The sequence below is a fragment of the Legionella geestiana genome, assembly GCF_004571195.1.
In the GTDB taxonomy this organism is placed as follows: Bacteria; Pseudomonadota; Gammaproteobacteria; order Legionellales; family Legionellaceae; genus Legionella_B; species Legionella_B geestiana.
Map to the genome: position 1 here is coordinate 1,349,129 of NZ_CP038271.1, position 12,308 is coordinate 1,361,436.

Consider the following 12,308-nt stretch of genomic DNA (forward strand, 5'->3'; position numbering starts at 1 on the left):
CTCCGTCAGGAGGAAAGAATGCGCAAAAGATTTTTATAATCTTCTGCAAAATCGCTGTCATCCTGAATCAATTCTTTGACTTTTCGGCAGGCGTGAATAACGGTCGTATGATCACGACCACCAAAGTAATCACCAATTTCCGGCAGGCTGTGATTGGTTAATTCTTTTGCCAGCGCCATCGCCATTTGCCGAGGTCTGGCAATCGAGCGGCTGCGCCGTTTCGACAGTAAATCTGCCACCTTCACTTTATAGTATTCTGCGACCGTTTTTTGAATATTTTCAATGGTAACCAGTTTATCCTGTAAAGCGAGTAAGTCCCTCAGCGCTTCATGTACAAAATCAACCGTAATCGGCTTGCCGGTAAAGTGCGCATTTGCAATAACCCGTCTGAGCGCGCCCTCAAGTTCACGCACGTTAGAACGTATGCGCTTGGCAATAAAAAAGGCAACTTCATAGGGCAGTTCGATGTTGGACTGTTCCGCCTTGCTGATAAGAATTGCCACGCGGGTTTCAAGCTCTGGCGGTTCGACCACCACCGTCAATCCCCAGCCAAAACGTGACTTCAGGCGTTCTTCAACGCCTTCAATTTCCTTCGGATAACGATCACTTGTGAGAATAATCTGCTGTTGCCCTTCAAGTAAGGCATTGAATGTATGAAAAAATTCTTCCTGAGATCGGTCTTTTCCAGCAAAAAACTGAATGTCGTCAATCAGCAGCACGTTTAGAGAACGGTAAAACTGTTTAAATTCGTTGATGGTATTCGTTTGCAACGCTTTAACCATATCAGCCACAAATCGCTCGGAATGGAGATATAAAACCTTAGCTTGTGGATTATTACGCAAAATGGTGTTGCCAATGGCATGCATCAGGTGAGTTTTACCCAATCCCACACCACCATAAATAAAGAGAGGGTTGTAGGCGTTCCCCGGACACTCTGCAACCTTAAAACAGGCGGCACGCGCCAGATGGTTGGAGTTTCCTTCGACAAAGGTCGGGAAATCGAAATTAATATTAAGATTGCTCCCCTTGTGCGAAGGCACAATCACTTTTTTAGCACGCACGGCCTCAGTAGCCGGAGCCTGCGGCCGCGGCTCTTTTTCAGCGACAGCAGAAACAGCCGGTGAACGGGAACCAATATCAATGGAAACCAGATTGACCTGTTCACCGCTGACCTGAGAAACAAGCTCCTGTAAGCGCGGATAAAAATGTGTACGAACCCAATCCACCACAAAGCGATTTGGCGCGAGCAGAACCATCCCTGCCTCGTCTGACTCGGCCTGTAAAGGGCGTAACCACGTATTGAATTGTTGGGCAGGATACTCTTCCTGCAGAAGATCCAGACACTTCTGCCAGACAGATGCAGTCACAAAAACTCCTCATACGGTATACGTCAGGGGCAGCCGAAAGGATATACCCAATATTATGAACATCAGATATTGCCATTGAACATGCCAGGCGGGCAAGAAAAAACCTTACCCGCATGCAGGCGAAATACCCCGGGAAACAAATAAGCCGGGCATTGTAGCAAATTTGTTCTAATCAAACGATACCGGTCCGCATGAGTCTTGTGTCTATCCTCTGTGTACAGGCATTGAAAAGCTCTTAACAAGCAGGTGCATAACAGAGGGGCCTGAAACTGTCCACACCTTGCTCCCTCGTCAAAAGCGCACTTCCACACAGGGTAAATTTAAAGATAAGTACTTTGATTTAAATAGATTTATATGTGTTATCAACAGCGAAGTAGCTGCATAAACATAATAAAAAGAGAATATATGTATATTTATATTATTATGATGCAGGCGCTTGATAAGCACGGGTTTCCTTTTTACAGGACAATTTTTTTTAAATTACAAAAAATACATATACAGGAGTATCTATCCTGGATTGCAGCGACGATTACGGTAACGAAAACGGGCACGCAGACGTTCACGTGATTATCGCGCCAGCAAAATATGTGCAAAACCCAGCGCTAAAGCCCCCCATAAACCGTGGATAATGAGGCCTGTTGAGCAGGAAGACGAGTTTTCCACATCTTGTACGTCCTATAAAAAGGAGGTTTTCTACAGGGTTTATTAACAACTACGCCTATGTAAATATTAATTTTTTTATACTTAATCACAGAAAGGTGCCTGCCTTATAACAAACAAAAAATATAAATTTCTTATTTTATTTTTATTATGGCCTGTGCATATGTTTCGGCATAAGCGCCAGTTACAAACGTTTGACACTGACTTGATATTTCACTATGATCCCGAGCCTCATAAATCGATTGGCAGGTTTTTTTCCATGAAACGTACTTTTCAACCCAGCAATCTAAAGCGTAAGCGTGATCACGGTTTTCGTGCACGTATGGCAACCCGTGGTGGTCGTCTGGTTCTCAAACGTCGTCGTGCCAAGGGCCGTAAGCGTTTGTCCGCGTAAGTGTCAACTTTCGGAAAGTCACGGCGGCTGTTGATTAAGCGGGATTTTGACACGGTTTTTGCCGACGCCAAAAAACTGGTCAACAGCGAGTTTGTCGTTTTGTACAGAGAAAATATGCTGGGACGAGCCCGTCTTGGCATGGCAATTTCAAAAAAAATGCTTGCCAGAGCCCATGAGCGCAACAGGATTAAGCGCCTTGTGCGAGAAGCTTTCCGAGAGGCATCCCTGCCACCCATTGACTTGATTTTTTTAGCCCGCAGCGGCCTTGGAGTGGTGGAAAATCGTGCTATTAGCGCCGGACTAGGCAAACTATGGAAAACCCTGAACGCAGCTTTCGACAAATAATCTGCCTGCCGATACGGTTTTACCAGTATTTGGTCAGCCCCTGCATTGGCGATGTTTGCCGGTTTTACCCGAGCTGTTCGTCGTATGCTGTTGAAGCCATAACGGTACATGGCGCTTTTCGCGGAGTCTGGCTGTCTGTGAAACGTCTGCTGCGCTGTCACCCGTGGTCCATGGGTGGTTTTGATCCTGTATTACCCCTTAAAGAGAATTCCTGATGGATACCCGACGTGTCATATTGTTTGCTGCATTTGCACTGATTATCTACTCGCTCTACAGCCGCTGGCTGGAGGACTACCCACCGGTGACCCATACGGTTGCGGCAGCGGAAAGTGCACCCTCTGAACAGGCGCTTTTGCCCGGAGGCCTTGGCAGTACGACTCCTGCAGCTGCTCATAACGGGAATCAGTCTCCCGTTCTCAAAACATCAATGCCCGAAACATCAGGCAAAACCATACAGGTTAAAACCGATGTTCTGAATGTGCAGATTGACCTCAATCATGGCGATATCACGGGTGCTTTTCTCACCGATTACCCGGTAAGTTCTGAGGCAAAGGATAAACCCTTCCCGCTGCTATACAGTGCGGCGAACTCCAAATACATTGCCCGCAGTAATCTTGTGGTCAGTGATGGACAAACGGTAGAGCCTCTGTCGGTGTCTTATTCAAGTGCCAGAGAAATCTGGACACTCAATGAGGGCGAAAATACCCTGAAAGTGGTCCTTGAAGGACAGTCTGCAGATGGGCTTCGCGTAGAAAAAAGCTTCGTGTTTGAACGTGGAAGCTACCTTGTTAATGTGCAATATAACATTGAAAATCAAGGGGATAATGCATGGCAGGGGTACTTTAATACCCAGCTTTTGCGAAGCTCGCCAACCGAAGATTCTTCAAGCATGTTTCATGTTGGCTCATACACTGGCGGGTCTTACTCCAATCCCGGCAAGCGCAATTACCAGAAAGTCAGTTTTAAGGACATGGAAAAATCCAACCTTGATGTGGATGTTGCCAAAGGCGGCTGGATTGCCATGCAGCAGCATTATTTCCTGACGGCCTGGGTCGCGCCGGCAGATGCTGAAAGCCGTTTTTACACCCGGGCAAAGGGGGATGATTACACCATTGGTGCAGTCAGTTCGCCCATCAAGCTGCAACCGAGGCAGTCGATTGAAGTATCTTCACGCCTGTATGCTGGCCCTGAAATCACCAGTACGTTAAAAGCCATCGCACCAGGGCTTGACTTGACGGTTGATTATGGCTGGTTATGGTTTTTATCTTCCATTCTTTTTTCCGTGATGAAAGCCATTCATTCCGTAGTGGGGAACTGGGGATGGGCGATTGTGCTGGTAACGCTGCTTGTGAAAGCCGCTTTTTACAGGCTGTCGGCGACCAGTTACAAATCCATGGCCGGCATGCGCAAACTGCAGCCAAAACTGCAGGCACTTCGTGAGCGTTTTGGTGATGACAAGGCTAAACTCAGCCAGGCAACGATGGAGCTTTACAGGGCCGAAAAAATCAATCCGCTTGGCGGCTGCCTGCCGGTAGTGATTCAAATCCCTGTATTTATCGCGCTCTATTGGGTGTTGCTTGAGAGTGTGGAGCTGCGTCAGGCGCCCTTTATACTCTGGATTCAAGACCTCGCGGCTCCGGATCCCTGGCATATACTGCCGGTCATCATGGGGGCAACCATGCTGATTCAGCAGCGTCTGAATCCGGCGCCGCCCGATCCGATGCAGGCGAAAGTGATGATGTTTCTGCCGGTGCTCTTTACCGCACTTTTCTGGAATTTTCCTTCAGGACTGGTGTTGTACTGGATTGTGAACAATACGCTCTCGATTCTGCAGCAGTGGTACATTACCCGCAAATACAGCGATGACAAGCCTGTTCCCGCAGGCCAGACGGCCCGCTGATGGAGCCGAGGGACACCATCGTTGCCACCGCCACCCCGCCAGGCCGGGGGGGCGTTGGCATTGTTCGTGTCTCAGGTGAAAAAGCGCTTTCAATAGGAGCCGCCCTTTCCGGCAGTTCCTCATTACCGATTCGAACCGCACACTACTGCACTTTTACCACCCGCACCGGCGAACCCATCGATGAAGGTTTGCTGCTTGCCTTTAAAGCACCGCATTCTTTTACCGGAGAACATGTCGTTGAATTTCAATGCCATGGCTCGCCGATGGTGATGGATGCCCTGATACAGGCTTGTCTTATTGATGGAGCACGCCTGGCGCGGCCTGGCGAGTTTTCCGAACGCGCTTTTCTCAATGGAAAAATGGATCTTGCGCAGGCGGAAGCGGTTGCGGATTTAATAGACGCACATTCTCAAACAGCCGCTCGCATGGCGCTTCGCTCGTTGCAGGGGGATTTTTCAAAGGCGGTCAGTCTGCTTGATGAAAAAATTGTATATCTTCGATTGTATGTTGAGGCATCCATTGATTTTCCCGAAGAGGAAATTGATTTTTTAGGCGATGGTAAAGTTGCTGCCCTGCTCGATGAAATTTTTACGCTCTTTAACGAGTTGCGGGCAAAAACTGCGCAGGGAGCACTGGTACGTGAGGGGTTCACGGTTGTCATTGCCGGTGCGCCGAATGCCGGAAAATCTACCCTGATTAATCGCCTCGCGGGGCAGGAAGTTGCCATTGTAACGGATGTCGCCGGCACCACCCGTGATGTAATGCGCGAGCGGATACTGTTGTCAGGAATTCCTGTACAGGTAGTGGATACGGCAGGTCTTCGCGAAAGTACTGACGTCGTGGAGCAGGAAGGCATACGCCGCGCCTGGCAGGAAGTCGCACGGGCCGATTGCGTACTTCATGTGCAGGATGTGAACGCCACCACGGAACACACCCTGCAGGCAGCCCTGCAAAACGCTCTGCCAGAGAATGTGCCGATACTGCAGGTTTTTAACAAAGTGGATGTGTGCACGCAGAATCCACACCCTAAAGGCATCGCTATTTCCGCAAAAACCGGCGAAGGAATGGAGCAGCTCATTGAGGCGATTCTGAGCTGCATTGGTTATCAGCCGCTCGAAGGGCAGTTTCTCGCGAGAAGACGCCACCTTGATGCGCTCGACAGAACACACGCGCATCTGGAATCTGGCAAACATGCCCTTCATCATCTGCGCGCGGGTGAGTTGCTTGCGGAAGATTTACGCCTCGCCCATCAGGCGCTTGGAGAAATCACCGGGCAATGCAGCGCTGATGAGCTGCTTGGGAAAATTTTTGCAAGTTTTTGTATTGGGAAGTAATGTGGATAAGTGACTTGACAGGCACTACCTGCTTTTAGTCATTGCCCATTCTGGTTCCGCATCATCTGTACTTGATTGGTCATCCCTGCGCAGGCGCCGAGGAATCCCGACATATTTTTGTACAACGAGCATGCGGGTTCCGAACCATGCGTTGGCACCGTGCAACCTCCTGAATGGGTCCCCGCCTGCGCGGGGAAGACAGTGTGGGAGAGATTTTGGCCACTCTACAGGCCTGAAACCCTGTCATTCCCGCGCAGGCGGGAACCCATCCCTGTATTGGCACTGTGCTTTTTCAGGGATAGTTCCCTGCCTCCCGCGCCGGGTGATCCCGATTCTTTTTTTGCGAAAAATAACGCGATCACGGATTTGTATGCACTTCAAGTTCTCAGTAACTCATCAAAGCCTTGTCTGCGCTGGTTGAAACTGGCCCGCTGTACAAAAATATATCGGGATTCCTCAGCACGCAGGCGGGGATCAATCCATGAAGTTGCTCACCTTTTACTTTGAGCAGTGGACTTCTCGCGGCGGTCGACAACTACAAAGTCATCATCAGAATCTTGTTTATTTGCATCAGCATGTAAATGACGTGCTGGTTCCGCTTCATCTGTACTTGATTGGTCATCCCCTGGGCTTGCTGCCGTTTTACTTTGAGCAGTTGACCTCACGTGGTGGTTGACATCTACAAAGTCATCATCAGAATCAATATCATGATCTTGTTTATTTCCAGCAGGTAAATCACTTGAACCGTACGGAGTGCCTCCCTGAATACCCCTTGCCTGTTGAGACCGGCCCTCAATCAAAGCCCCTATAACTCTTCCCGGCTCAAGCACCGTCTGAAACAGCATCCCAACGCTTCGACACATGCCTTCAAATGCAAAGGTCAAGAGCATGGCGCCACTTCGAAGGCTTTGAGTAAAACCGTTTTTAGGCGCAGTTTCCATCAGGCTTTTGCGGGCAAAAGCACCTGTTTCTGCCAGCACACGCGCGGGAAGTGCGGTAAGGAGCTTCAGGACACTGCGCAAGGTTTCAAATACAGGCTCAAAGGGTAAGGTATTCTCTGAACCATGCCATCCAAAAAAATACGCACGTGCACTTTCGTCGGATGGTCGATTACGCAAAAAAGTATCATTCCAGGCGCTATTCATGAAGGCCCTAAAACTAATGGCTTCATGAATTTCGTTATCATCTTCAAGAGCACTGACAACATCTACAACCGGGTTTCCCATTTCGTCTAATATGCTTTCTGCGGTTATAGGCTCATTTCGAGAACATAATTGTCGAATCCCATTCAGCATGGCTGCCACATGAAGCCCGCAGGTGGTTCCATCCCATGCAGATTGAGTGCCTAAAGAGATGTAGCGTACCGTTTGCCCATTGATGTTAAACACATCTCCAAAACCGAAAAGCGTACGGAAAAATGCGTTGAAACTGAAAGGGGGATTCCAAAGATTGCTTAAAAATCGCTCGCCATCAGAGCGTTTTGAGTCGAACAGGATGATTTGATTATTATCACCCTTATAAGCAGTTAGAATATGGCGTTCGGTAAGACCATGCCCAACAAGGCCAAAAGCTGCTTTATCATTTCCAAGAGCCTCTAAAAAATCATCAACATGGTACGAGCTTACAGGGTGTAAAAATATCTTTGTGCCTAGGACCTCGGTATATTCTGTAGCAATGCCCGCATACGTAAAGCCAATAGTGGCAGTATTCAAACCAAATATTGACGTAATAAAATCTTGAAGATCTTCAGAAGCCGTCATTGGATAACCTGGCATCTTACACCTCTAACGCACGCATGCTGTATTAATTTTATTTAAACATACATATATTAAGGCAGCGTTAAGTCTTTTTAACATTTTTTGCCAACGCTCTGTGCTGGACAAAAAACTCATAAGGTATCGGTAACGCAGACGGGCACGCAGACGTTCAAGTGAAAGTACGCGCTCTCGTGCTCCAATTGAATTAACAGCAATGGCCTGTCATCACGTCCTTGAGATAATGCAGTTGTAGACTCTGCGCGACAATTACGTGAACGTCTGCGTTACCACATTCCTTGCATTAAAGCATCTGGGGCCATTAAGCACAGGAATGCACTACTTTGAAAGTCCGTTAATTGTCGTGTCAATAAATTTAACAACATGCCCTCAAAGTATTGAATACATGTTAATCAAATGGTAAGTTTGAGTCTTTTTAGTGCGCAAGGCGTTGCTGCGAGCATGCCATTCGTTTTATCCATAAGAAATATAAGGAGCGCCCCATGCCCGAGAATCGTTTTTCCTCCCCTCATGCAGGCTGGCTTGCTCAAAAAAATGCATTTTTTGCCGGGGGGCATACGTTTGAAACGATTGATGAAACCTGCATCTTAAAAATAAAAGACAGCGATGAAGGCATAGAGTTCGCGTTTCTTATGAATAATCTTGGTCTTGTCGAGCAGGAGCTTGAAGATGTGTTTGCAGCCATGCGCGAAGCTCCCAAAAACAGGGAGCAGTACTGGCTCTTTTGCTATTTCTGCTGCAGCCTGCTCTCCATGTTTTACAACGGATATGCACAGCCGCAGAAGGCTGAAGAGTTTGACAAGCTCAAAGAACGCTTGAGGCAGGCGGCGGCAAGAGGGAGCTACCGCGATAAGCCTGTTGAGCACGAGAAGTTTCTGGATTACGTTGTGCGCAAAATTTCTGAAGCGGCAAGGGCTATTTTACAACTCCCTTTCCACCTGTCAAAAATGCGTGATGCGGTTTCGTTTGCCAACCTTTTGCGGATTTACTGGCTTTTTTGCCGCCTTTCTCTGAATAACGCCCTGTCATTGGTTAAAAAATTTGGCTGGGTTGATAAAATTGACAAGGTGTTTGGCAACCACACCAATGTCGATAAAGCCATCCGTGTCCTCAATACGCCGAATATGGTCATGAGTGCGCTTGGAGTGGGTTTTTTTGGCATTCGCCTGATGCTAAATTTTATTTCATCCATGAAGCACACTTTTTTTCCCACTGCAGCTGAAGAAACCGTTCCCTGGCATGCCCGTGCTCACTGGGAGTGGTGCAAGCGAGATTTGGTGAATTTTAACGATATGACCTGGGGTACTGTAAATGGAGTGACCAACTACGTAAAAATGTCGCTCGCTACCAATTTATGCGTTACCGCGGCTTTTCTGGTATTCGATATCGGGTTACTGATGTACTCCCACCATCGTGCACGCGTGGCCTACACGCAAAAACTGGCACAATACCTTGATGAAATCGAGGAAACGAAGAACAGCCTGCGTGCCCAGGGGCTCGCCGCTGCAGAATATCAGCGTCTTAGAACGCACCTCAATATGCTGCATGAACAGATGGAGCGCTTAAATCTGCGATGGAATGTCCAGTGCACGGCCCTGCTTTTTAAGGGAACAGCGGCGACTTTACTGGCAGCGGGCTTTACCTGCAGCATCATTTTTTCAGGACCGCTTGCCGCAGTCGGGTGTTATTTTGTGTGTATTGTGGGAATGGCGCTTTATCTTTCGGCGGATGAATTCCAGAAGTATCGCCAGTGTAAGCTCGAGCTTGAGCGGGCAGAACACCGAGGACTTGATACGACCGCTGCAAAAGCCGCATATCTTGAAGCGCGGCGTGAATTTGCGTTTACCATGGTGAAAAACATTATCGTTCCGAGCCTCATTATCGCTACCTTTGTGGTATGCTGGCAGGCGGCGATTGTGCTGACGGTGCTTTATGCAGGTTTTGAGCTCTGGAACGCATGGAAGAAACACCAGGCGCTGCAGCAGGCAGCTGATGCGCCACAGGAAGACCACGAGCTCGAGAATGGTTCTGGACTCGTGCCAGCGTAAACGGATGTGTGCTAAATAACGTGAGAGATTTGCGCGCTGAGAGTGTTTTAGCGAATTTGGAGTGTAAAACCCGGCGCGTATACGGCTTCACGTGTTGAGGAGGCGTCAGGGATGCAGTTTCTCCGAACAACCAACGGCAGCATATACGCTGCCGTTTTACTGATGATTGTGCTCGCGTTTTTTTTACAGCAGCATTTTCTGGTGAACTGGGATGTCAGCTGGGATTTACTGGCTGCAAGTCGTCTGCTTGCCGGTGGCTCATACACCAGGGATTTTTTTGACCTGAATCCGCCCCTGATTTTTTATATCCTGATACCGCCAGCATGGCTTGGGGAATATTTTCACCATCCGGCCCTTCTCTTGAGGCTCTATGTTTTTGGACTTTCACTGTGTTCGCTGTTTTTGTGCCAAAGGTTGATAAGGTCCACACGCTCACTTCAAAGCCCGCCGTTGACATTTTTTTTGACGTTAATGCTCGCCTTTGTCCTGTTCCTGCTTCCCGGAACACTGATTGGCCAGCGCGAGCAGCTTCTTGTCATTTTTACACTGCCGTATTATTTTCTGGTAAATCTGCGTCTGCAGGAGGAACGCCCGAGTGTGTACCTTGCTGCGGGCATTGGGCTTTTCAGTGCATTGGGTTTTGCCCTTAAGCCTCACTTTCTGGCAGCCTTTCTGCTGGTGGAGGCGTACGAAGTCGTGCGTCAACGAAGCCTGCGCGCCGTAATGCGCCTGGAAGTCTTCGTGATAATGGCTTTTTGCAGCGTGTATGTGCTCTTTATCGCATTCAGACACCCAGATTATCTATATAAAGTTATCCCTATGTCTGCGGCGTTTTATTACGCGGGATTTGGGATGCGCTGGTATCAGATGTTTCTCCTTGACTGCATTCCTTATGCGCTCCTGATGCTGGTGTGGTTCCTGTTTTCAGACCGAAAAGCGCCAACAAGAGCGCTGCAGGCCATTTTTGCCTGTGCACTGACGGGTAATCTGCTGGTGTATTTTTCACAGATGACGAACTGGAGCTATCATGCACTGCCTGCTTTTTCCTGCGCGCTTATTTTAGGGGTTCTACTCGTTGAACAATGGTGGAATCAACGGTCATCGCAGGGCGTATTTCCTGTGGCGGCACTGCTGGCGTTGCTTGCCATTACACCGCTCATGTATATGCTTGAGGATAACTTTAGGGGGAGAGCCTTTAAAGAAAGCCAGAAGGATTTACTGGCATTCATGCAGTCTTTGAAAAAAAGAGAGTCGGTATACTGCATGACGGCAAGCCCGCGCTTTGCGTTCCCTTCTGTCGCGATGAGTGAGGCACATTACGCATCGCGACTGCTCCATCTGTACTGGGTGCCGGGTGCAGTAAACAAGCTTCGTGATAAAGGCGGTTTGAGCCTTCGAGAGCAGCATATTGAGCAGGCGTTTATTTCAATGGTTACAGAGGATATTTCGAGCGGCAAGCCGGATTATATTCTTATAGACACGTGGCGGCATCACACGGGCTTTATGAGCGGGACATTCGACTATCTTGCCTATTTTCAAAAAGACACGACTTTTGCGGCACTCTTTAAATCCTATGTGCAGACGGGCATACTCGAGGACACCCGCATGAAAAGTTATCAATATACGGTCTTTAAACGCCGCGATAAAGCGGCGTTTTCGGCTTAAAAAATCAGGCTTCGGGATACATGGCGTTAATTGCGGCAATATCCTTCTCGCTCAAGCGTTCACGCTGTCCGATTTCGATGCCATCCTGCAGTGGAATAATGGTTTTCTCACCATTTTTGGAAAATGAATACGGTCCGTAATGCATGATGGACTGATAGTCATACTCCCCGAAATCCTTGCCATCGGTCAATTGCTGCTCAAAATTGTGGCGGTGCTCATCGGTGATGTTTTCCCAGACAATACGGATATACTGTGCCCGGTCGGCGCGCGACTGCTCATGCCATAATCCAAGCGCGTGCCCGATTTCATGCACAGTGTTCATGGTGGTGCAGCGCGGAGAAAGTACTATTTCCTGCCGTCCGCCCTGCCGTCCAACAAAGGAAGCGCAGGTGGTGCCACCAGCCGGGGTAAAGGCGATAAAATCAGGATACTGGTCGTGATTGGCAGAGGTAAGCTCAACAAACTCAAGAGTAGTATGTGCCTGCCAGTGGGCAATGGCATTGTAAATGGCGTGTTTGTTGCGAAACGGCAGATTTTCGTCAACCGTAAAGGGAATGACGCCATGTGCCCAGCGCCCGCCACCTGCTTTGGGGGTGATAATGGCGCCGTTTACGCTTGAATGGCGGATTTTATGGATAAGAATATCATTTTCAGCGATGAGAAAACCGTGGCTTTCTGTGCAGGTTATTGGGCGCACGTTTCCAGTCGCGTCTTCAATGTATAGTGTTTTAAGCGGCATGCCCTGCGCCGTAAACACGAATGCCGCAAGAAGAGATGCCAGTGGGCGGGTGAATGCCATAAAAACTCCTTTTTCATTTGC

Annotated in this window: 10 protein-coding genes; 7 read left to right on the forward strand and 3 right to left on the reverse strand. The window is 48.6% G+C overall.

What is annotated here, in order from left to right; all coding sequences use genetic code 11:
• Positions 1-5 precede the first annotated feature (5 nt).
• Positions 6-1,367, reverse strand: coding sequence for a chromosomal replication initiator protein DnaA (gene dnaA / locus E4T54_RS05935; RefSeq protein WP_028385801.1), 1,362 nt, complete (start codon positions 1,365-1,367; stop codon positions 6-8).
• 919 nt (positions 1,368-2,286) lie between these two features.
• On the opposite strand from dnaA, the gene rpmH reads away from it, so the two are divergent.
• From rpmH to mnmE, 5 genes are read left to right on the forward strand one after another with little or no spacing between them, the layout of a single operon-like run.
• Complete coding sequence (gene rpmH, locus E4T54_RS05940) at positions 2,287-2,421, forward strand: 50S ribosomal protein L34 (RefSeq protein ID WP_081776699.1); 135 nt, start codon at positions 2,287-2,289, stop codon at positions 2,419-2,421.
• Positions 2,422-2,766, forward strand: a complete 345-nt coding sequence (rnpA, locus tag E4T54_RS05945) for a ribonuclease P protein component (protein WP_035901731.1) — start codon at positions 2,422-2,424, stop codon at positions 2,764-2,766.
• Complete coding sequence (gene yidD / locus E4T54_RS05950) at positions 2,733-2,981, forward strand: membrane protein insertion efficiency factor YidD (RefSeq protein ID WP_081776694.1); 249 nt, start codon at positions 2,733-2,735, stop codon at positions 2,979-2,981. The genes rnpA and yidD overlap by 34 nt, the downstream gene beginning before the upstream one ends.
• On the forward strand, positions 2,981-4,666 hold the full coding sequence (gene yidC, locus E4T54_RS05955; RefSeq protein WP_028385804.1) for a membrane protein insertase YidC: 1,686 nt from the start codon (positions 2,981-2,983) through the stop codon (positions 4,664-4,666). The genes yidD and yidC overlap by 1 nt, the downstream gene beginning before the upstream one ends.
• Positions 4,666-6,000: a tRNA uridine-5-carboxymethylaminomethyl(34) synthesis GTPase MnmE gene (gene mnmE / locus E4T54_RS05960; protein WP_028385805.1), complete on the forward strand. Its 1,335-nt coding sequence runs from the start codon at positions 4,666-4,668 to the stop codon at positions 5,998-6,000. The genes yidC and mnmE overlap by 1 nt, the downstream gene beginning before the upstream one ends.
• A 491-nt stretch (positions 6,001-6,491) precedes the next feature.
• Here mnmE and E4T54_RS05965 read toward each other — a convergent pair whose 3' ends face one another.
• Positions 6,492-7,760 carry a hypothetical protein gene (locus E4T54_RS05965; RefSeq protein WP_028385806.1) on the reverse strand — a complete coding sequence of 423 codons (1,269 nt, stop codon included), beginning with the start codon at positions 7,758-7,760 and terminating at the stop codon, positions 6,492-6,494.
• A gap of 497 nt (positions 7,761-8,257) precedes the next feature.
• Here E4T54_RS05965 and E4T54_RS05970 point away from each other — a divergent pair, with 497 nt between their 5' ends.
• Both E4T54_RS05970 and E4T54_RS05975 read left to right on the forward strand, forming a co-directional pair.
• Positions 8,258-9,823 (forward strand): hypothetical protein, encoded by a 1,566-nt coding sequence (locus tag E4T54_RS05970; protein ID WP_028385807.1) that lies wholly within the window; start codon positions 8,258-8,260, stop codon positions 9,821-9,823.
• 111 nt (positions 9,824-9,934) lie between these two features.
• On the forward strand, positions 9,935-11,488 hold the full coding sequence (locus E4T54_RS05975; protein ID WP_028385808.1) for a hypothetical protein: 1,554 nt from the start codon (positions 9,935-9,937) through the stop codon (positions 11,486-11,488).
• Between the two features lie 4 nt (positions 11,489-11,492).
• On the opposite strand, the gene legP is transcribed toward E4T54_RS05975, so the two are convergent.
• On the reverse strand, positions 11,493-12,287 hold the full coding sequence (gene legP / locus E4T54_RS05980) for a Dot/Icm T4SS effector Zinc-dependent metalloprotease LegP (protein ID WP_028385809.1): 795 nt from the start codon (positions 12,285-12,287) through the stop codon (positions 11,493-11,495).
• Positions 12,288-12,308 lie beyond the last annotated feature (21 nt).

What these genes read in the sequence shown, in the direction of transcription:
- yidD (WP_081776694.1), top strand. Translation starts at nt 2,733, where the DNA reads ATGGAAAACCCTGAACGCAGCTTTCGACAAATAATCTGCCTGCCGATA.
- rpmH (WP_081776699.1), top strand. Translation starts at nt 2,287, where the DNA reads ATGAAACGTACTTTTCAACCCAGCAATCTAAAGCGTAAGCGTGATCAC.
- E4T54_RS05970 (WP_028385807.1), top strand. Translation starts at nt 8,258, where the DNA reads ATGCCCGAGAATCGTTTTTCCTCCCCTCATGCAGGCTGGCTTGCTCAA.
- legP (WP_028385809.1), bottom strand. Translation starts at nt 12,287, where the DNA reads ATGGCATTCACCCGCCCACTGGCATCTCTTCTTGCGGCATTCGTGTTT.
- E4T54_RS05975 (WP_028385808.1), top strand. Translation starts at nt 9,935, where the DNA reads ATGCAGTTTCTCCGAACAACCAACGGCAGCATATACGCTGCCGTTTTA.
- mnmE (WP_028385805.1), top strand. Translation starts at nt 4,666, where the DNA reads ATGGAGCCGAGGGACACCATCGTTGCCACCGCCACCCCGCCAGGCCGG.
- E4T54_RS05965 (WP_028385806.1), bottom strand. Translation starts at nt 7,760, where the DNA reads ATGACGGCTTCTGAAGATCTTCAAGATTTTATTACGTCAATATTTGGT.
- yidC (WP_028385804.1), top strand. Translation starts at nt 2,981, where the DNA reads ATGGATACCCGACGTGTCATATTGTTTGCTGCATTTGCACTGATTATC.